This is a genomic window from Mucilaginibacter ginsenosidivorans, from assembly GCF_007971025.1.
Taxonomy (GTDB): domain Bacteria; phylum Bacteroidota; class Bacteroidia; order Sphingobacteriales; family Sphingobacteriaceae; genus Mucilaginibacter; species Mucilaginibacter ginsenosidivorans.
Map to the genome: position 1 here is coordinate 2465870 of NZ_CP042436.1, position 17898 is coordinate 2483767.

At 44.6% G+C, this 17898-nt stretch carries 24 protein-coding genes; 6 read left to right on the top strand and 18 right to left on the bottom strand.

The annotated features are described in order from the left end of the window. Positions 1-48: 48 nt before the first annotated feature. From FRZ54_RS11260 to FRZ54_RS11320, 13 genes are all read right to left on the bottom strand, one after another. Positions 49-705, bottom strand: a complete 657-nt coding sequence (locus FRZ54_RS11260; RefSeq protein WP_228462692.1) for a DUF2306 domain-containing protein — start codon at positions 703-705, stop codon at positions 49-51. A 21-nt stretch (positions 706-726) separates the two neighbouring features. Then, entirely contained in the window at positions 727-1572 is an 846-nt protein-coding gene (locus FRZ54_RS11265; protein WP_147031706.1) for a hypothetical protein, read from the bottom strand. Between the two features lie 77 nt (positions 1573-1649). Next, entirely contained in the window at positions 1650-2819 is a 1170-nt protein-coding gene (locus tag FRZ54_RS11270; RefSeq protein WP_147031707.1) for an RsmB/NOP family class I SAM-dependent RNA methyltransferase, read from the bottom strand. Then, positions 2816-4072, bottom strand: a complete 1257-nt coding sequence (locus FRZ54_RS11275) for an ABC transporter substrate-binding protein (RefSeq protein WP_147031708.1) — start codon at positions 4070-4072, stop codon at positions 2816-2818. The genes FRZ54_RS11270 and FRZ54_RS11275 overlap by 4 nt, the downstream gene beginning before the upstream one ends. Next, entirely contained in the window at positions 4029-5558 is a 1530-nt protein-coding gene (guaA, locus tag FRZ54_RS11280) for a glutamine-hydrolyzing GMP synthase (RefSeq protein ID WP_147031709.1), read from the bottom strand. Before guaA ends, FRZ54_RS11275 begins: the two co-directional genes overlap by 44 nt. A 138-nt stretch (positions 5559-5696) precedes the next feature. After that, positions 5697-5900 (bottom strand): hypothetical protein, encoded by a 204-nt coding sequence (locus tag FRZ54_RS11285; RefSeq protein ID WP_147031710.1) that lies wholly within the window; start codon positions 5898-5900, stop codon positions 5697-5699. Positions 5901-6255: 355 nt separating this feature from the next. Beyond that, positions 6256-6651 (bottom strand): type II toxin-antitoxin system VapC family toxin, encoded by a 396-nt coding sequence (locus FRZ54_RS11290; protein ID WP_147031711.1) that lies wholly within the window; start codon positions 6649-6651, stop codon positions 6256-6258. Then, on the bottom strand, positions 6626-6811 hold the full coding sequence (locus tag FRZ54_RS11295) for a hypothetical protein (protein ID WP_147031712.1): 186 nt from the start codon (positions 6809-6811) through the stop codon (positions 6626-6628). Before FRZ54_RS11295 ends, FRZ54_RS11290 begins: the two co-directional genes overlap by 26 nt. 41 nt (positions 6812-6852) lie before the next feature. After that, on the bottom strand, positions 6853-7452 hold the full coding sequence (locus FRZ54_RS11300) for a tetratricopeptide repeat protein (RefSeq protein WP_147031713.1): 600 nt from the start codon (positions 7450-7452) through the stop codon (positions 6853-6855). A gap of 77 nt (positions 7453-7529) precedes the next feature. Further along, on the bottom strand, positions 7530-8153 hold the full coding sequence (locus FRZ54_RS11305) for a Pr6Pr family membrane protein (protein ID WP_147031714.1): 624 nt from the start codon (positions 8151-8153) through the stop codon (positions 7530-7532). Positions 8154-8171: 18 nt separating this feature from the next. Beyond that, positions 8172-8438 (bottom strand): Ada metal-binding domain-containing protein, encoded by a 267-nt coding sequence (locus FRZ54_RS11310; RefSeq protein ID WP_147031715.1) that lies wholly within the window; start codon positions 8436-8438, stop codon positions 8172-8174. Then, positions 8435-9127: a 2OG-Fe(II) oxygenase gene (locus FRZ54_RS11315; RefSeq protein WP_147031716.1), complete on the bottom strand. Its 693-nt coding sequence runs from the start codon at positions 9125-9127 to the stop codon at positions 8435-8437. Before FRZ54_RS11315 ends, FRZ54_RS11310 begins: the two co-directional genes overlap by 4 nt. A 115-nt stretch (positions 9128-9242) precedes the next feature. After that, on the bottom strand, positions 9243-10094 hold the full coding sequence (locus FRZ54_RS11320; RefSeq protein WP_147031717.1) for a bifunctional helix-turn-helix domain-containing protein/methylated-DNA--[protein]-cysteine S-methyltransferase: 852 nt from the start codon (positions 10092-10094) through the stop codon (positions 9243-9245). A gap of 158 nt (positions 10095-10252) precedes the next feature. On the opposite strand from FRZ54_RS11320, the gene FRZ54_RS11325 reads away from it, so the two are divergent. Further along, entirely contained in the window at positions 10253-10882 is a 630-nt protein-coding gene (locus FRZ54_RS11325; protein ID WP_147031718.1) for a porin family protein, read from the top strand. A 14-nt stretch (positions 10883-10896) separates the two neighbouring features. Here FRZ54_RS11325 and FRZ54_RS11330 read toward each other — a convergent pair whose 3' ends face one another. Genes FRZ54_RS11330 through FRZ54_RS24690 form a run of 3 tightly spaced genes read right to left on the bottom strand, consistent with a single transcriptional unit; the run spans position 10897 to position 12371 of the window. Continuing rightward, on the bottom strand, positions 10897-11796 hold the full coding sequence (locus FRZ54_RS11330; RefSeq protein ID WP_147031719.1) for an extracellular catalytic domain type 1 short-chain-length polyhydroxyalkanoate depolymerase: 900 nt from the start codon (positions 11794-11796) through the stop codon (positions 10897-10899). Positions 11797-11826: 30 nt separating this feature from the next. Next, positions 11827-12180 (bottom strand): GNAT family N-acetyltransferase, encoded by a 354-nt coding sequence (locus FRZ54_RS11335; RefSeq protein WP_262712287.1) that lies wholly within the window; start codon positions 12178-12180, stop codon positions 11827-11829. Further along, a complete protein-coding gene (locus FRZ54_RS24690; protein WP_228462693.1) occupies positions 12177-12371 on the bottom strand; it encodes a hypothetical protein in 195 nt (64 codons plus the stop codon). Before FRZ54_RS24690 ends, FRZ54_RS11335 begins: the two co-directional genes overlap by 4 nt. 738 nt (positions 12372-13109) lie before the next feature. On the opposite strand from FRZ54_RS24690, the gene FRZ54_RS11340 reads away from it, so the two are divergent. Next, positions 13110-13382 carry a hypothetical protein gene (locus tag FRZ54_RS11340; RefSeq protein WP_147031720.1) on the top strand — a complete coding sequence of 91 codons (273 nt, stop codon included), beginning with the start codon at positions 13110-13112 and terminating at the stop codon, positions 13380-13382. Position 13383: 1 nt separating this feature from the next. Here the strand turns inward: FRZ54_RS11340 and FRZ54_RS11345 are convergent, their stop codons facing one another. After that, positions 13384-13812: a CBS domain-containing protein gene (locus FRZ54_RS11345; protein WP_147031721.1), complete on the bottom strand. Its 429-nt coding sequence runs from the start codon at positions 13810-13812 to the stop codon at positions 13384-13386. 110 nt (positions 13813-13922) lie between these two features. Between FRZ54_RS11345 and FRZ54_RS11350 the strand changes: the two genes are divergently transcribed. The 4 genes from FRZ54_RS11350 (at position 13923) to FRZ54_RS11365 (ending at position 16641) form a co-directional block, all read left to right on the top strand. After that, on the top strand, positions 13923-14726 hold the full coding sequence (locus FRZ54_RS11350) for an alpha/beta fold hydrolase (protein ID WP_147031722.1): 804 nt from the start codon (positions 13923-13925) through the stop codon (positions 14724-14726). 230 nt (positions 14727-14956) lie between these two features. Further along, entirely contained in the window at positions 14957-15316 is a 360-nt protein-coding gene (locus tag FRZ54_RS11355) for a response regulator (protein WP_147031723.1), read from the top strand. Positions 15317-15529: 213 nt separating this feature from the next. Beyond that, a complete protein-coding gene (locus FRZ54_RS11360) occupies positions 15530-15721 on the top strand; it encodes a hypothetical protein (protein ID WP_147031724.1) in 192 nt (63 codons plus the stop codon). A gap of 551 nt (positions 15722-16272) precedes the next feature. Then, a complete protein-coding gene (locus FRZ54_RS11365; RefSeq protein WP_147031725.1) occupies positions 16273-16641 on the top strand; it encodes a response regulator transcription factor in 369 nt (122 codons plus the stop codon). A gap of 19 nt (positions 16642-16660) precedes the next feature. Here FRZ54_RS11365 and FRZ54_RS11370 read toward each other — a convergent pair whose 3' ends face one another. Beyond that, positions 16661-17755 (bottom strand): DUF922 domain-containing protein, encoded by a 1095-nt coding sequence (locus FRZ54_RS11370; protein ID WP_147031726.1) that lies wholly within the window; start codon positions 17753-17755, stop codon positions 16661-16663. Between the last annotated feature and the right edge of the window lie 143 nt (positions 17756-17898).

A 17898-nucleotide genomic window follows, 5' to 3' on the forward strand; every position in this document is an offset into this window, starting at 1 on the left:
GCTTTGCGGTCATATTTCTGGCGATTTTAATCATCATTGGTAATAACTTCAGGATAGAGCGATAGCCTTTTTATTGGCTGCTCTCTTCCTTCGTATCAACCATTCGGCCAGCAACAAATTCGGCACAAAACCCATCCACGCATCTATCATGTAAAGATGCAGGGGATCGACGTAAACAAAACCTAAAATAATAATTTTCCAAGTCCGCAGCGTTACTGCCGAAAGGGTGAGTGCGTAGCTTCGTATCATGTATTCCTTATGCGCTTTGATGTTTTTGCGCCTCACTTCGGCTACAGCTTTGTAGGTGAACCAGAACCACAGGCAATCCAGAACAAGAAAGGCGGTTTTGCCCGGCAGCTGCCCGTTGGCATAAATAGCCATGATGAAAGCAGCCGGAAAATTGATGAACAGGATATCATAAGCATATATTTTGCCCATTATTTTGTGGACACGGCGGTGTTCCTTCAGGATAAAACTGGAGAACTGTGTTAAGCCCGCCAGCAGGGCGAATATTACCGAGAATACGTGTGTATAAAAAGCGATCTTCCAGGGAATGATGTGGATGTAATCCTGTTTGAATTTGAGGAAGCCGATATTATCCTGCATCGGGATGTAACGCACAATGCCCAGCAGCATTAAAAATGTCGCGACGCACAAAACCAGGTATATGCCGGTGGTTTTGAAAATGTACTTTGCGGTTTCCAAATCTTAGTTCAGGCTTCTCATTTATTTATAAAAGAAGGTTTGCAACGGTACTTCCGTTATCAATGCGTAATTGCCTTGCCGGCCTAAAACAAAGAAACTGCCATTCCTTACCTTTCTATCTTCAGAGGGGTTCTCGGCGTACCCTTTCCCGGAAAAATTTGCGGGAAGCAGTTTTGTCGCTAAAATCTTCCCATCTTTATTCACCATGCACAGTTTTTCATGCCCGGACGATTCCGGATCAATGGTCCAGAAAATAAAATTCCCATCCCACTTACCCACTAAATCCCAATCGGAAGGTTCTTTTTTATCGGGAAAAATATTGACAGGTATATCATACTCATTACTAACTTGCTTCAGAAACTTGCCGTTTAAATCAAATTTCTCAAAAATGTAATCGTCTGAATTCTTTGATGGTGTTTGCAATATTATGCAACTGTCCATAATGGTTTTAGCAACAAAGTGTTTTGAAACCAATGGGTTATTTATTTTATAAAGCGATCCATTAGTCATATTTATTTTTATAAAGATCAACTCACCTTTCTTATCGAAGGTAAAATCGTAAAAACTGCCTTTGTAGGAATGTAGCTCGGTTCCCGAATTTAATTCTTTGTAGATTTTGCGATAGATCTGTCTGTTGTAATCAAAAACGGCGAGGCAGGGCTGTTTCCCACCAAAAAAATAAAAATTCCCTTTAGAGTCAACGTCAAAACCCATGATAAGTAGGTCCATAGGTACATCGGGATCTTTCATAAAGGGCACACCTTTGATGTTGTCCAGTGGAATTAAAGTCTGTTTTTTTTGAAAAGTCTGTGATAAAGAAAACAAACCGTTTAAACACAGAAGTAGAGTGAAAGCTGTTATTTTCATTGAATGGTTCAGGAATTGGAAACTAAAAATAGGAATTATTAAGATCATTTGCGCATCCGCACGTATCAACTCCCCCTTCAGGGGGCAGGGGGGCTTAATCTCGCCACAAACATCGTATCGGCCCGGCGTTCATAGCCTTTCAATACCTGCATACTTTCCACTTTCAGACCCAGTTGTTTTACCATAAAATTGACGGCGTCTTCGTTTTCGGCTTTTAGGGCCGAACAGGTGATGTAAATAAGCGGCTTACCGGGTTTAAGGTATTTGGCCACGTTAGCGGCGATGCTTTGCTGCAGTTTTTGAAAGAACTCAATTTTCTGCGATTGAAACTGGCTGATCATTTCGGGCGTACGGCCCCAGGTGCCCGAACCGCTGCATGGCGCGTCAAGGATAATACCATCGAAAGCATAATCGTGCAGTTCCGGGTCGACATTTTTGGTGAGGTCGAGCAGTTTTTTCTGGTATTTGATCAGCCCGGCATTTTGAAAGCGGCCGTCAAGATTATCTAATATAGATTCACGTATATCCGATACCACCAGCTTGATATCAGGCTGCAGCTCGTGCAGCAGCAACGACTTACCGCCCGATGCCGCGCAGGCATCCCACCAGGCATCCCATTTATTAGGCTTAAACCAGTTAGCCGTTTGCTGCGAGGAATGATCCTGCACCTCGAACCAGTTTTGCTGCGGGAAAAGTGCATCCAGCCGGGTGCCATTAGGCAGGGCCAGGCAGCCGTTGCCTTCGTCCTTATAGGTAATATCGGCCTTCGCCAATACACCCTTTACCATGGTTTCCGAACCTTCGCGTACGCGGATGAACAGGTCGGGCTGGATAAAGAATGATTTGAGAAAAATATCCTTATCAATACCATCCGACAGCCCCGCCGACCAGGGGAATACGTCTGCCAGTTTAAAGGCAGGGTAGGCGTTTTTAACCAGTTTCAGCTTTTCGCCTATGTCAAACCCGATGCACAATGCCCATTCGGGTTTAAAATGCTGCAAAAACGAATTCGTTTGGTTGTTGCACAGAAATTCGGCCACCATCAGGCGCTCTTCGGTTGGCGTATTATCTAAAGCTTTACCAAGGCGAAAGTAGTTGTAAATGAGCCGGCTGGCTACCTTGCGGTCGGTTGAGCCCATTTGTTTGTTTTGACGGTAAAAGCCCGGCAAAAACTTGCTTAAGGGCATTTCGGCAGGGTAGGCACCCAATATTCGCTGAAATGTCTTAAGCTGGTTAAGTGCCTTCATTCTGCTTTTTTCAGCTCAAAGTTATCATATTGGAGCACATTTACATGCGTATTTATCCAGCCTACGCCCGGGCGCTTTATGAAATGGTATTTGTTAAGTATACCGGTGAAGTCAGCCTTATCCAGCGTTTTGATATCGGTACCACCCGTAAGTAAACCGCCAAAGTACATACCCTCGTCATATCCCATAATGGCGTAATAGTTTGGCTCGGTACGGTAGGCCCTGCGATAATCGCGCGCAAAGGCCGCTATGGCGGCGTCCTTCCAATCCACGCGGCTGGTAGATGTGATATGCGTTTTCAGGTCGGACAACAGATCGGTTTTCAGGTAAGCGAATTTGCGCCAGTTAGGATGGCCGAACACTACCACTTTATAGTTTTTTGATAATGAGTCGAGCGAATGCAGGGTAACCATCAGGAAACCCTGGTTGGTTGATGGTACGACAAATATATTCTCCTCGGTGGCTGACAACTGCGGCATTAGTCCGTTAAGTTGACCCCGTTGGATGACCTCGGCAACCACTTTTATCTTCCCCTTGCCAATACTGTCAATTTGCTTTTTGAAAGGTATGATGTAATTATTCTCGTCGCTAAACCCGGATTTAAGAATGAATACTTTTTTCGGCCTGTAGTGCTCATTAATATAATCCGCGGCGCCTTTGGCATGGTACACCAGCGGGGTAGCCACGGTAACCAGGTTGGGGTTTTTAATGTTTGATGGCGAAGCCGGCGACAGGGGCGATACAATAAGCTTTGGCGGCCCCGAAAGTATATCGGCAAAAGCGTGCATGTCGTCAGGGAAAATAGGGCCCACTACCAGGTTACTGCTGCGGATGGCGGCGTTATAGCCAAGGCTTTGCGCCTCGGGCACCTGGTCCTTGGTGTCGAACAACTGAAGTTTGAAATTATAGCCGCGTTCGGCAAGTGTATCAAGCGCCAGTTTGAAACCCTGGTAAAAATCGAGTGAAAGGTTGGCGTGCGATAGCGTGGTGGAGTTATATGCCCCGCCGGGATTAAGGTTATCCAGTTCCAGCGGCAGCAGCATAGCTATGCTTGCCGTTTTGGCTGCAACCAGCTTGGCTTCGGGCTTTTCCTGCTCTTTTTTAGTAACTGCGGGCTGCTCTTTTTTTGAACTGGCTGCGGTAGTTACCGGGCGCACTTTGGGCGAACAAGCTGCGGCCAGCAAGGCAATACCTGCAAAAAATAACCACCTATTCCCACTCAATAGTGGCAGGTGGTTTCGAGCTGATGTCATATACTACCCGGTTTATTCCTTTAACATTGTTAATGATCTCGTTGGATATTTTAGCCAGCAGATCGTATGGTAAATGGCACCAGTCGGCGGTCATGCCGTCTAATGATTCCACTGCGCGAAGGCAAACCACGTTTTCGTAAGTACGCTCATCGCCCATAACACCTACCGACTGTACCGGTAAAAATATGGTGCCGGCCTGCCAAACTTTATCGTAAACACCTGCCGACCGCAAATTGTTGATATAAATTGCGTCGGCTTCCTGCAGGATAGCCACTTTTTGCGGGGTAACCTCGCCTAATATCCTGATTGCCAGTCCGGGACCCGGGAAGGGGTGACGGCCCAAAATATTTGGGTCGATGCCTAAAGCTTTGCCAACTTTGCGCACTTCGTCCTTAAAAAGTGTATTTAAAGGTTCAACCACTTTCAGTTTCATAAAGTCGGGCAAGCCACCCACGTTATGGTGCGATTTGATGGTAGCCGAAGGGCCCTTTACCGAAACGGATTCGATCACATCCGGGTAAATGGTTCCCTGGCCAAGCCATTTCACATCCTGTACCTGGTGGGCCTCATCGTCAAATACCTCTATAAACACCCGGCCGATAGCTTTGCGTTTTTTCTCGGGGTCGGTTAACCCGGCTAAGGCATCATAGAAACGCTGTTTGGCATCAACACCTTTTACATTCAGGCCCATGTGCTTGTACGAATCCAAAACCGATTCGAACTCATCCTTACGCAACAGGCCGTTGTCTACAAATATGCAATACAAGTTTTTGCCGATGGCGTGGTGCAGCAAAACCGCTGCTACCGACGAGTCGACACCGCCGGAAAGACCGAGGACAACCTTATCGCCGCCCAGTTTCTCTTTCAATCCGGCAACGGTAGTTTCGATGAACGAATCAGGTGTCCAGTCCTGGACGCAGCCGCAAATGTCAACCAGGAAGTTCTCAAGCAATTGCTTGCCGTCAATACTATGGGTCACTTCGGGGTGGAACTGTATACCGAAGGTTTGTGTGTCTTTAATATGGAACGCCGCCACCTTTACGGTATCGGTGCTGGCAATGATCTCGAAATCTTTACCGAGGCTCACAATGGTATCGGCATGCGACATCCATACCTGCGAACCGGAAGGAACGTTTTTAAATAAGGGGTTCCCCTTTTCAATGTATTGCAGGTTTGCCCGGCCATATTCGCGGGAGCTCGACTTCATAACTTCGCCACCGTTGAAATGGGCGATGTTTTGAGCGCCATAGCATACGCCTAAAATAGGCAGCGTTTTATGGTACTTGGCAAAATCGAAAAGCGGTGCGTCTTCCTGCCTTACGGAGTAGGGGCTGCCGGAAAGGACGATGCCTTTTACGCTGCTGTCAAGTTCGGGAAAGTGATTGAAAGGGTGGATCTCACAATAGATATTGAGCTCCCTGACACGGCGCGCGATGAGTTGGGTGAACTGCGAGCCAAAGTCAAGAATCAGGATTTTTTCTTGCATGGGCAAAGATAGGGTTTTTGTTGGAAGGTTGTAACGTTGGAAGGTTATAAAATCAAAAACTTACGAAGTTTAAGAACTTCGTAAGTTTGATTATAGGCTACTACCTAAAGAAAATGTTGCTTAATGTAAAGTATCAAATTAAGGGCAGGCACATGTGGCAGATGTTGCACCGTCGGGGCAATGCAAATAAGGGTCGTTACAGCCTGAGCCATACGGATAGTTTCCCACTGTTACAGTTGTAATTCCTCCGCCCGGAAAATAGCAGGTAACCGTACAGGTAGGAGGGGTGCCGCCTTTAACAATTTTCATCTCATCTCTGCTTAGTTTTACTTTGTTTTTCATAAAAACGATTTTATAATGGATAAACTTGCCGTACCACGCCCGGCAATTTGGCGGCATGTAGTATCAAAGTGCATGCTTCTTTACTTTTCGCGAGAAGTTTCTTTATGGTTATGAATGCATAGCCGGTATTTCGTATTGGTAAAATAGAGGGGAAATTTTACCAGGTTGATTAAGGTGCATCGGTGAAATGAGGGCATCACAAGATGTTTGTTAAACTATTGGTTAAATATAAACTAAATTATTAGGAAATATCAAGTGCTTTAAAAAAAATTATAAAGCTTAAAGAAGAGCTATATGAGTTGGCTGGATTAAAGCTCGCGAAGATTTATAAAGGTTGAAGATTAATACTGATAAATCAGCGATCACCCGTAAGGTTTGCAGTATGCTGATAAGTTATCAGCTTTAATTCTTTAATAATTTTAAATTGTTTATCAGCTGTAATAATCGGATAATCCAGAGTTAACGCTGTGGCTGCTATTATGGCATCTGCTAATTTCAAATGATATTTTTTCCTTAGTTCAATATATTCCTGCTTAATAAGGTCATTTAAAGCAATCACTGAACAATCATGTAAAAGGTCTTTAATGCGCTTTTCTTCCTTTGTGGTGATATTCTTGTAGCCAACTAATTCTAACTCAGTTATAAAGGATAGATAAATGTATTTACCTTGCAAAAAATCCTCTAACGTGTCGCTCCCATTTAAGAGGTATAGAATTATGTTGGTATCAACTAATATCTCTTTCCCACTCATCGCGAAGTTTTATTTGAATTGTTAAGGGATCTTCTGTGAGTTTTATCGCGCCATTGTATTTTTTTGCATTGAAGCCAGCAGTTTTCTTTTGTTTATAGATTGCTTTTTCAATAGCTTCAATATCACTTTTACTAGCCCCTTTTTCTAATACTAAAACCATAACCTGATAATTAACCTAACAAATTTAATAAAAAGTATGCATTACTTATCGTCTAATAGATCAACACAATGTTTCGCCATAGCGGGCAGACGGCTGCTTAGTGATTGCAAGCCCTTTTTGTCGCCTGTGTTTAAATAAAGTGTCTTGATCAGGTCTAAAGTATCATCATCCGGGTCGCAGGCCTGGGCCTTTTCCAAATAGGGCAGGGCCTTAAGTACGGCTTTTTTGTAAACATCGGCTATTTGAGGGTAGGATGGGTCGGTAGTGGGTGTGCGGTATAGTTTCAATTGGATATCCTCGGCGCGGTCGTTATACAGGTAGCCAAGCGCCCGTTGCACCACAAAATAGTTGGGTTCGGCAGCGGCTACTTTTTCGTAGTAGATAACCGCATCTGCATCCTGCTCCACATCATCAAAAACTTTGGCGAGCTTGGCAAAAAAAGCAATGCGAGCCTTAGGCTCAAGTTTTGCTGTGTCGGGCAGAATCCTTTGACCGGCCATAACAGCACCGTAGCTATCGTCATTTAAAGTAGCCATATCAAAGTCCCCCAGCTTATTAAGCAACACGGTATCCGCTGTTTGTGCTTTGGCGAGGGTTGTTACCGAACCCAGTATCAACAGGAAAATATATCTTTTAAGCATGGGATGTAAAGCGGAGATAAACAAATATCGTATTAACCAACGAATATACACTACCGCATAGTGTGCAGCGGAGAAATTTACGATGAAGCCGTTTCCTCTTGCTGCTTTTTCGAAAAATATTTACCTGTAATAACAAACAGTGCGGAGATAATGAAAAATACCAGCACTAAAACAGCAGAATTTAAGAGCGTTTTTGTCATTCCTATTTCGCTGACGTTGACAAAAGGGTAGGGATAAAAATTAGAAAAGCTTCCGCGTATCAGAATAAACGCCAGGTAAGCCAGCGGGTAAATAACCCATTTGGGGATTTGCCGTAATGTTACCGCTTTTTTATCTTCATACACGGCCCAGAAAATGATCGCTAAAACCGGTATTACGGTATGAAGAAGTTCGTCGACGATGAGTTGCAAACCCTCGGGGTTCCAGGTCGCCCTTAATATAACCTGGTACACAGCCCCCGCCATAAAAATATAAATGGTAACGGCGGTGAGCGTGCCAGGTTTGCGCACGATTGCCGGATTGAAAGTGTTCAGCGTAAAATAAACGGCTACCAGGATATTTGTAAGGATGGTGAAGAAGCTAAAAAAGCGAATGATGGTTTCAGCTACCGGCGCAGACCTGTTTTCGATCATCAGCGCAAACTGCGCTGTCACGGCAAACCATCCGGTCAAAGCAAATAAAACGGAGAGGAATTTTTTCATACTGCAAGCTGTCGCGACCTAAATATACGCATCCGCTTTCCATATTAAATAAGCTTGCCGCATGCAATGTGCGCATGGGCGGTACCCCATTGCTTTTGCTTCCTGTTCCGATTGAAAGAACACCCGGTTCTGCATTTTCATTCGTTTGCCCGATACACAACTCAATGTCCCATATATTTTCAGCTTTTTGTTGCCGCCCCATTGCACTTCGCCGTTGTTTATTAATTCTTTTAATTTCCGGCTTCGCCGGAAAAAAGTATCGCCCAGGTCGGTATGCGCTATCATGCCGCATCGTGAAAGATAATTCCCAGGGTATGCCTGCTGCCGGACGTTACCTGGCTCACACCGTGCTTCATATTAACGCGGTAGTAGCCCCGCGTACCCTTCACCGGCCGGAAATTCGTGGTGAAGATCAGGGCATCGCCCTTTTGGGGTTTCAGCACAATAGCTTTGGATTGTGCCCTCGGCTGCTGCTCTATCAATACAAACTCGCCGCCCTCATAAGCATCGTCCAAAAACAACACCATTTGCATTGGAAAGTAGATATCGCCATACAGGTCCTGGTGCAGGGTGTTATAACCGCCTATGCCATACCGTAAAATCAAAGGCGTCGGGCGGTTTTGACCCGCTGCGTGGCATTGTTCCAACAATTCCGGCAGGCTATCCGGAAATTGCTTTTGTATACCCAATACCTCCATCCATTTATTGGCAATAGGCGCAAGGTGAGGATAAACCGCCTGCCTGGTAGTTTCGATGATGGCGGGCAGCGGATAATTGAAATATTTATACTCGCCCAACCCGAAGCGGTAACGCTCCATCACGATGGTTTTGCGGTATAGTTCCTTGTTGTCGTATTGTTGCCGCAGGCTATCACATTCTTCCGCGGTAAGCAGGCTACTAATAATGGCATAGCCGGTATCGTTCATCTGGCCGGCAACCTGCTGCCAGTCCAATTGATCAATTTGTTGTTTCATGAGATTTTGATTGATAGTCTCTGTGTACTTGTGCCCTTTTCTCAGTGCACTTTGTGGTTTAATTTTTTACCACAGAGGACACTGAGATTTTTCACAGAGGGCACAGCGGCTTAATTTATACCGCCATTTTATGAACCTGCGCAGCCTCCCAGCCAATAATGGCCGATTTGCGGGTTGGTCCCCAATGGTAGCCGCCAAACTCGCCTGTGGAACGGATCACCCTGTGGCAGGGTATCAGGAAGGCTACCGGGTTGTCGCCCACGGCGCTTCCCACTGCACGGCTTGCATTTGGCGATTGTATCACTTTAGCCAGTGAGCCGTAGGTTTCCAGTCCACCCATAGGAATCTGCAGCAATGCTTCCCATACTTTTAGCTGGAACGGCGTTCCCTTCAGGTGAAGTTTTATGTTTGAAAGTTTAGACCAGTCTTTCTGGAATATGAACATTGCTTCCTGCTGTATATGGTCCACCACCTGGTTGTAGGCCGCATTCGGGAATTGCGATTGCAAGCCTTTTAATGCCTCGTCGCGGTTATCAGCAAAAGCAAGATAACAGATGCCTTTGTAAGTTGATGCCACCAGGATATTGCCGAAAGGGCTATCGGCAAAACTGTAGTTTATCTGCAATGCCATACCCCCATTTTTATATTCGGCCGGAGTCATCCCTTCTATATTGATGAACAGGTCGTGCAGGCGGCCCGTGCCGGACAGCCCCGTTTCGAATGCTGCGTCGAATAATGTCGCCTGTTTTTCCTTCAGGATACCCTTTGCATATTCAACACTCAGGTATTGAAGGAATTTTTTTGGACTGATGCCTGCCCAGTCGGTAAACATACGCTGAAAGTGGAAGGGGCTCATATTTACCTTTTCGGCTATATCATCCAGGTTAGGCTGATCCTTGAAGTTTGTCCTGATGTAATTGATCGCATCGGCTATACGCTGATAGTTGATCGTTTCCTGTGTTTCCATTGTCTTAATTTTTATATAACAAAGGTACCCTGGCAGGCAGTGGCGTAAAACCCGGTTCTTGCTAACATTTGGATTTGCGCAACCATATTTCGTTTTCGGGCAAAGCAATAAATTGGCAAATTTATAGTTACTTTTGGCAACGTTCCAGATCACTAAATATGAAAAAAATTATCATCACTATCCTCATCTTATCAGGCATATATACAGCGGCGTCTGCCCAGTCTCTCAACACCGGCGAATTTGGCGTTAATGTAGGGTTGAATACCTCATCGGTTCAGTATTCGGGCACCGGCGAAAACAGCGATTACAAGGCAGGCGTTAATATCGGCATTTCCGGCGAATACTATTTCTCCGACCGCTGGGGCATCAAGGCAAAAGTATCTTACGATCAAAAAGGATGGGGCAACGGATTCCTTGTTTTGGACGATGGCACCGAAATCGACGGCGTGGATTACCATTTGAATTATATCACCGTCCCCGTAATGGCCGACTGGCACTTCGGCAGAAGGCGTAACTGGTACCTGGATTTTGGCCCGTATGTCGGCTTCCTTGCCAGTGCAAGCGAAACGTCACACAGTGCCGATGTAAAGCCGTTGTTTAACAACACCGATGTGGGTATTGCATTTGGCATCGGCGTAAAGATTCCCGTATCGCGCACAGCCAGTGTGTTTTTTGAATACGACGGGCAGGGCGGGCTTAACAATGTATTCAGCACCAGCGAGGGTGGTACCTTTCAAAATATACGCTCAGGTTTTAACGTGGGACTTTTGTTCCCGATAGGTAAATGATACCCGGAGCAGGTTTAGTTTGCAGCTAACCTGTTCCTCTTAAAAAAATCCCATATCACTTCGCACGCATCAAGGTTGTGGGTTACCGAACCCACTATCATTTTCGGCAGGTATTGCGATCCGCCCGGCCAGGTATGGCCGCCGTTCACAATGGTATAACCTATTACTTTGATGTGGGTTGAGGGGTTTTCGTATTCTTCCTTCGTAATGGTGGTGCCATCGTTCACTTTCGGCGGCCGGTTGGTAATAACCGGTTTGTTATCACATCCATCTACCGAAGCCCATTTTCTTAATACCTCTTCATGCCCGTAAATAGTGCCGCCGGCGCCCCTTTTCATTTTTCCCCCGGCAAACGGTACCAGCGGATCGTCCGTGCCCTGTATATACATTACAGGTATCGGTTTTTCCGGCTTGTAGCTTTCGCTATTATCCATTGATGCAGCAACCACAGCTATTGCCGCTATCCTATTATGTAATTCACATGCCAGCCGCGATGTCATGAACCCGCCGTTTGACATCCCTGTTACGTACACCCTTGCCGCATCGCCGTTGTAAGTCTTGAGTACATAGCTTATCAGTTCATCAATAAACTTTACATCGTTTATGCCCTTATCGTGTGCCGGTGTGCCCCGCCCGTCGTTCCAGCTGCGATCTATTCCTTGCGGGCAAACGACGATCACTTTATCACGGTCGGATATGGGTTTGAAGTTGGAAAATTTCATCTGCCGTTCGGCCGTTCCCAGCCTGCCGTGGAGGGAAATGATGACGGGCAGCTTATCATTTGCATTGACGCCCGGCGGATTGTAGGTGATAAACTTGCGCTTGATCCCATCAACAGTAATGGTTTCATTTTTTTGCTGTGCCGGTGCTGCCAGGTAAAGCAGCATCAAAATGGATAATAAAAATGCTCTCATGCTGGTTCGACGCAATTTTAAATGGAAGGTTTATCGGGGTTGTCTTAAATCTTTTACCATTCGTACAATGCCCATTATTTCACCATCGGGTAGCGGGAGTTTAATGTGCTCCAATTCAGCATAACCCATTTTTGCGTAAAAAGGGACACCCGGTAAGGTAGCACCCATTTCCATCCTGTTGAACCCGTTTTCGACGGCGGCCTGTTCGCAGGCATTGATGAGTAACTTACCAACGCCTTTGCGTGCTTTGCCGGGATGTACAAAAAAGGCACGTACCCGCGCAGCATCTTTTGAGGGGTCCAACAGCGGATCGGCTTCGGCTTTAAACTGGTCGCCGCCAAAAAGGGTGTTACGCTTGCTCCATCCGCCGCATGCAATGATCATCCCGTCTTCCTCAACAACAAATAAGTTTGGTCGGTGATCAATTGCGTATCCACTCCAAAAACATATTTAATAGCGCTTTCTGTTTCAGCCGGAGTATAGTAACCGGCGCTCAGCCCGCGGGCAGACAAAGCGATAAGTTCCAGCAAAACGGATGTTTCGTCAAGAGCAGCGGGCCGGATGGACAATGACATATCCAATTATAAGAAAAACAGGGCAATATACAGCCAGCCCTAACCCATTGGGAAAGAAATTTTGGCGGCGCTACGCACTGCGAAATTTCTTGTTACACTTAGCGCATTTGATGTCGCCGCCGCCCTTATCTTCCCAGTAATGGTCGCAGTTGGCTCTCAAATTTATACGCGCGGTCACATACGCAATCGTAAGGACGATAAAAATCAATGTTGATAGGACACAAACTAATGAGTACATAATAAAAGCGATTAGGGGCCTGGGCCGTTAACATGTATTCGTTTTGAGCAATAACTAACAATACATTAGAATGTTTGCCATTTTTTCAATAGAAATGAGGTAGATGTATTAAATTATTGCTTTTCAGGAGCTAATTTAAAGAGTTTGTTTTGTGTTTCAAACACACTAAGGCAATTTTTTATAATAACAATTAAAGAATTGTAAATATTTTAATAAGTATGGCGCACTAATTTTGATTTTTTAAAAAACAGCTGTAAAATCTCTCCCAATTTTGGGGAATTTGCAGCCGGGGTGGCCAATTTTTTGTCCATCCTGATCAAATTTTGTCATTGCGATGGTAAAAAATGCGATAATCCGGGGAAAATAGCGGCTGCCAGAACGCAATTATTACAAATTGCTATAAAATCCTGATGGGAATAGGGGGAAGATTTGGGTAAATAATGTTAATCGATAGTTAAACTAAATATCATTCCCGCTGTTGTAATTTAAATTATATTCCGATGGCAATCTACAACATTACATATAAAGCTCCGGATGATAAGGATTATCTATGGAACGGCAGCACTTTCGACCTGGTGAAAGAAGAAAACGAAAAGCTTTTTTTCAGCGGCAAAAGCTATAATGAGGATGAAATGGCCGAAGCACTATTGAAAAGCTATAAAGCAGCAAAGCAATTATTCCCGGCTGACAACGATATTCACCTTGAGCCTGTGGAAATACCTGTAAGCGATCAGGACACAGAAGGCGGGCACCGCCACCGCATGACCAGTTGATTCAGGAGTGGATATAGCTCTTTAAATGCTCGATGGTTTCGAGGTGTGTCAATATGGTCTCAGTTACCAGGTCGTTGATCGATATAATTCCGCATAGTTTATCATTCCTGAAAACAGGTAGATAACGGATATTATTCTCGCTCATAATGTGCATGCAGGTCTCCACCGAGTTATCAGGTATAATATGGGGCAGATCTGTAGTCATGATCTCGCGTACGGTGGTTTCGTCGGATGATTTGCCTCTCAGTATCACTTTACGGGCATAATCACGTTCTGTCAGTAAGCCAAGATATTCACCGTTCTCGGTAACAATTACCGATCCTATGTTCTTATCGTCCATCAGGCGCAGTGCATCTAATACTGAGGTCTCAGCATCAATCGTAATAGCGCCCCCTCCCTTACGGGCGAGTATATCCGAAACTTTTTTCATAACTTACAGATTTAGTGGCAAACAGGCTTATAACCAAATATACAAAATGAATAATAACAAAGTAATAAAACCAATTATTTATTTTTAGCCCACGCTTTAAACCACCTGTAATGAAGAAACAATTGATAAGCCTGCTGCTGGCGTTACTTTTTACCGGTGCGGCTGCATCGGCAATGCAAACCGACACTGGTAAATATTTTACATCGTTTGATGGTGTTAAGATCTATTACGAAGTAAAAGGTACGGGCTACCCGGTGGTGCTGGTGCATGGATTTACAGGTACCAGCCAGGGCTGGAAGAGAGGAAAACTTTATGGCGATCTGCTTGACGCCGGCTACCAGGTTATTATCATGGATCTCCGCGGAAACGGCAGATCGGACAAGCCGCACACGGATGGGGCCTATGCCAATAATGCTGAAGCAAAGGATATAATAGGTTTGGCCACCTTACTTGGCCTTAAGAAATACGACGTGGTGGGTTATTCGAGGGGTTCCATTATCGCCTCGAGCCTGATGATCATGGACAAGCGGGTGAACAAAACGGTAATGGGTGGCATGGGCGATGGTTACACCGACCCGGAATGGCCGCGGCGGATACATTTTTATAAGGCGTTGATGGGGGATACCTCCTACCGGGAGACCGACGGGTTGATGAAGTGGGTTAACAGCCAGCCTTTTGATAAATTGTGCCTTGCTTTGCAGCAAAAGTACCAACCGTCTACCAGCCCGGCGCAGCTGGCCCAGGTGAAAAAACCGGTGCTTATTATACGGGGTAGTGAAGATAAAGAGAACGGTTCTGAAATTGCTTTGAAAAAAATGATACCGGGCGCCCAGCTTGCTTATGTTCCGGGCGATCACAATGTGGCCCAGGGTACCGCCCAGTTTGCTTACGCTGTGATGCAGTTTATCAAATAATATGCTCCCTTGCCTCATTAATAAAGGCTTTTATATTGTAAGTGTATTGTTACAGCCCTGTAGTAAATAATTGCGAAAATATATTTCCCGTAAATCAAATATTATATTATATTTGGTTGAGAGTAACTGTCTGATAAACATTCTGATACGCACAGGTTAAACTGGAAGGCGTTTGTTAATTTATCGTTCCGCTACATTTACTGGCAGTAAATAAAACTCCGCGTATTTTTATGTTGAAACGTATACTTGTCCTTGATGATAATGAGGACATCCTTGAGGTTGTCCACGAGGCTTTGTCTTATTCGCAATTCGAAGTAAAAAGCATTTCGGAGTGTGACGGGCTTATGGCCATACTGGACGAGTTCAAACCCGACCTTATATTGCTCGATTACCGCATCTCGGGAACCAACGGCGGCGATATTTGCCGTCAAATTAAAACCCACCCCACGTTCGGCAACCTGCCGGTGATCATTTTTTCGGCCTATATCAACCACGACGATGAGATTTTGGCTTATGGTTGCGACGCTGTTATCAATAAACCATTCGACCTTATCGAATTGATAGCTAAGGTGAATGAGCTGGTTTATTAAAGTAGAACTGTGAATCGCTCGTTACTGATTTCGTTAAATGTGAAATTCTTTAAACAATAATTAATTCCTGATTGTTGTAAGGGTGGTTTTGTATTTATTGGTTAAACAGCGGCTTAACACATTGTTAACATAGATTTTTAGCTCAGTTTTGATGACGTAACTATCTTTACCGTCATTATATAATAAATACAATATCCCCTAATTGTATCACGCATGGAAACGTTACTAAATGTCCCCGATTTAGCCGAAAAAGCCCGCGATAAAATGCCGCTTTGTCCCAAATGTAAGGTCGAACTTGGGTACAGGGTCAGGCGCGGCTTTGTTTTCAAACAGCTGCTAAACTGGCTGCCTGTAAAAAGATATTATTGCTATAAATGCAAACGCAGGCACTATATCTGGAATTAATTTTTTGTTAAATTTTAATTAAGCAAAGTGTATCCTTTTATAAATACATATTTGCTACATTTGGCATTCTTTAAAAACGGAGTGTTGATGTATGCTTTATGGATTCGACCATAAAAACTAAACCTGATAAATCACATTATTGCCGCCGGTGCGGTGCCCCGTATCATTTCCAGTTACACCGGAACTGGTTTGTGAAAAACCTCTTATTCTTTTTACCCCTCCGAAAATACTTTTGCGCCAAGTGCCGTAAAGCAAGGTACGTTATGGTTAAAAAAGGTTCGGCACGGGAGCCTTACAAGGGATAACACGCCAATATTTGTGTACCAAAAAGTGCTCTTTTAATGCACTAAAATCTGTATACTTTTCAAATAAGCCGCCGGCCAGCTTTTTAACATTACGGAAATTATTAACAAATTGTAAAAATAAAACGCAGCCGGGGACGGCTATGTTGACTATAATTAGCACACTTTAGGCTGATATGCAAGGATTTGAAGGGTTTTTTGGTACAGGATTTGTCATTGTCTACCCAAATAAGTTATAAAACCAAAAAGATGCGTAGGATTTTAGCAGTTGACGACAACGAAGATATACTGGATATCATGAAGCTTATACTGGAAGATTGTGGTTACGAGGTAGAAACACTTACAGACGGTAATGCTATTTTTGATGCTATAAAACAAATTCATCCCGACCTTATCTTGCTTGATGTAATGCTTGGGAATGCCGACGGGCGCGAATTATGTAAAGAAATAAAAGCCAGGGCAGAAATGCAGGACATACCCGTTATCCTGGTTTCGGCAAGCCACCAGGTTGCAGAGCGTTTCGCGCTGAACAGCGGGGCGCCTGATGATTTCCTGGCGAAGCCTTTTGATATTAACGATCTGCTTGCCAAGGTTGAACATAACATGGCGGCTGCTTAGTACTGTTTTCAGGACAGGATCATTTAACCCCTAACTCTTTTAGTTCTTTATCAATGCGGGCGTTCCAATCGGCCTGTGCCTGGCGATCGTTACCGTGGTGAGTATCGTGGTCATATTGGTTTTGCATTCGTGTTAGTTCACGCAATGTCTCCAGGTATTCCATATTTATCAGGCCTTCATAATTGTCGGGCAACAGCGTCATCGCTTCTATCTTCTTCCTGAAATGTTCCCCGACTATTTTGGCGATATCAAAGTGTCTTTGCTCATGATTTAGCGAATAATCGTCCAATGCGCCGCTTTTTACCCAACTGCCGCTTTTAGGCATATACACTTTTGTTACTACTTCAACATCGATAACGCCTTTTACAACGTTTATATGTTCGCCGTATCCAAGGCCGGCAAATATCTCCGCATCAAAAACGCCGGCGCGGGGCCTGTCCTTAAAGTCGTCCCAGGTAAGCGGCCGGTTTACGGAGTAGTAAATAGTATCGCCTTCCGGACGTTCAGTATAATCTGAAAACCTGACCTTCACAGCCTTCGCCAGCCTGATATCTTTATGGGCATATTCCTCTATCCAGTTATTAAACCATTTAAGTGCATCCTCAATGCCATGCCTTAATATGGTTTCGGGCAGTTCGGCTTGGCCGTAGGGACGCGTATAACGTACGCCGCCTTTATATTCAACCAAGTCCAAAACGCCATAGTCCTTCTGCAGCCCGAAGGAGATCGCTATCGTAAGGCGCCCGTTTATGGCTCCGGCGCCGGAGGTTGTTTCCATAAGCTTAAGATCGTGCAGGGTAATAATTACCGGCCTCAGATCTGTTTTTTGGTCCAGGTTGTGGCCGATAAACAGTTTAATAGCATTAACTGCTCCGCTTTTCAGATCGGCGGACCTGGTTTTGAATATCCCGCCCTCTTTATAAACAAGCGTAGCCACCGCATCTTTATCCGAACGCTCATCAGCCACCCCGGCGATATAAAATTCGCGCGGGGTGAAATTTAATTTTTCGTCGTGAAGGGTAATGGTATTGTTCGCTGTTTGCGCTTTAGCGCCACCCCAAAACAAAATATTAACAAATAAAAACAATAGAAATTTTAGGTGGTTAATGCACATACTGTTTGCAACGAATTGATTGTAATTGTATTACACTGTAAGAAAGTTTTCCACACCGATAACAAGGCATAAACAGCGCCGTTCATTAATTAAAATGTGTTACTCACATTTGTGAATTACTTGTGTGGATTGCATTTTTGCGT

Excerpts from the sequence above, each read along its gene's own strand:
- FRZ54_RS11265 (WP_147031706.1), bottom strand. The coding sequence starts at position 1,572 with ATGAAAATAACAGCTTTCACTCTACTTCTGTGTTTAAACGGTTTGTTT.
- FRZ54_RS11270 (WP_147031707.1), bottom strand. The coding sequence starts at position 2,819 with ATGAAGGCACTTAACCAGCTTAAGACATTTCAGCGAATATTGGGTGCC.
- FRZ54_RS11275 (WP_147031708.1), bottom strand. The coding sequence starts at position 4,072 with ATGACATCAGCTCGAAACCACCTGCCACTATTGAGTGGGAATAGGTGG.
- guaA (WP_147031709.1), bottom strand. The coding sequence starts at position 5,558 with ATGCAAGAAAAAATCCTGATTCTTGACTTTGGCTCGCAGTTCACCCAA.
- FRZ54_RS11285 (WP_147031710.1), bottom strand. The coding sequence starts at position 5,900 with ATGAAAAACAAAGTAAAACTAAGCAGAGATGAGATGAAAATTGTTAAA.
- FRZ54_RS11290 (WP_147031711.1), bottom strand. The coding sequence starts at position 6,651 with ATGAGTGGGAAAGAGATATTAGTTGATACCAACATAATTCTATACCTC.
- FRZ54_RS11295 (WP_147031712.1), bottom strand. The coding sequence starts at position 6,811 with ATGGTTTTAGTATTAGAAAAAGGGGCTAGTAAAAGTGATATTGAAGCT.
- FRZ54_RS11300 (WP_147031713.1), bottom strand. The coding sequence starts at position 7,452 with ATGCTTAAAAGATATATTTTCCTGTTGATACTGGGTTCGGTAACAACC.
- FRZ54_RS11305 (WP_147031714.1), bottom strand. The coding sequence starts at position 8,153 with ATGAAAAAATTCCTCTCCGTTTTATTTGCTTTGACCGGATGGTTTGCC.
- FRZ54_RS11310 (WP_147031715.1), bottom strand. The coding sequence starts at position 8,438 with ATGATAGCGCATACCGACCTGGGCGATACTTTTTTCCGGCGAAGCCGG.
- FRZ54_RS11315 (WP_147031716.1), bottom strand. The coding sequence starts at position 9,127 with ATGAAACAACAAATTGATCAATTGGACTGGCAGCAGGTTGCCGGCCAG.
- FRZ54_RS11320 (WP_147031717.1), bottom strand. The coding sequence starts at position 10,094 with ATGGAAACACAGGAAACGATCAACTATCAGCGTATAGCCGATGCGATC.
- FRZ54_RS11325 (WP_147031718.1), top strand. The coding sequence starts at position 10,253 with ATGAAAAAAATTATCATCACTATCCTCATCTTATCAGGCATATATACA.
- FRZ54_RS11330 (WP_147031719.1), bottom strand. The coding sequence starts at position 11,796 with ATGAGAGCATTTTTATTATCCATTTTGATGCTGCTTTACCTGGCAGCA.
- FRZ54_RS11335 (WP_262712287.1), bottom strand. The coding sequence starts at position 12,180 with ATGATCATTGCATGCGGCGGATGGAGCAAGCGTAACACCCTTTTTGGC.
- FRZ54_RS24690 (WP_228462693.1), bottom strand. The coding sequence starts at position 12,371 with ATGTCATTGTCCATCCGGCCCGCTGCTCTTGACGAAACATCCGTTTTG.
- FRZ54_RS11340 (WP_147031720.1), top strand. The coding sequence starts at position 13,110 with ATGGCAATCTACAACATTACATATAAAGCTCCGGATGATAAGGATTAT.
- FRZ54_RS11345 (WP_147031721.1), bottom strand. The coding sequence starts at position 13,812 with ATGAAAAAAGTTTCGGATATACTCGCCCGTAAGGGAGGGGGCGCTATT.
- FRZ54_RS11350 (WP_147031722.1), top strand. The coding sequence starts at position 13,923 with ATGAAGAAACAATTGATAAGCCTGCTGCTGGCGTTACTTTTTACCGGT.
- FRZ54_RS11355 (WP_147031723.1), top strand. The coding sequence starts at position 14,957 with ATGTTGAAACGTATACTTGTCCTTGATGATAATGAGGACATCCTTGAG.
- FRZ54_RS11360 (WP_147031724.1), top strand. The coding sequence starts at position 15,530 with ATGGAAACGTTACTAAATGTCCCCGATTTAGCCGAAAAAGCCCGCGAT.
- FRZ54_RS11365 (WP_147031725.1), top strand. The coding sequence starts at position 16,273 with ATGCGTAGGATTTTAGCAGTTGACGACAACGAAGATATACTGGATATC.
- FRZ54_RS11370 (WP_147031726.1), bottom strand. The coding sequence starts at position 17,755 with ATGTGCATTAACCACCTAAAATTTCTATTGTTTTTATTTGTTAATATT.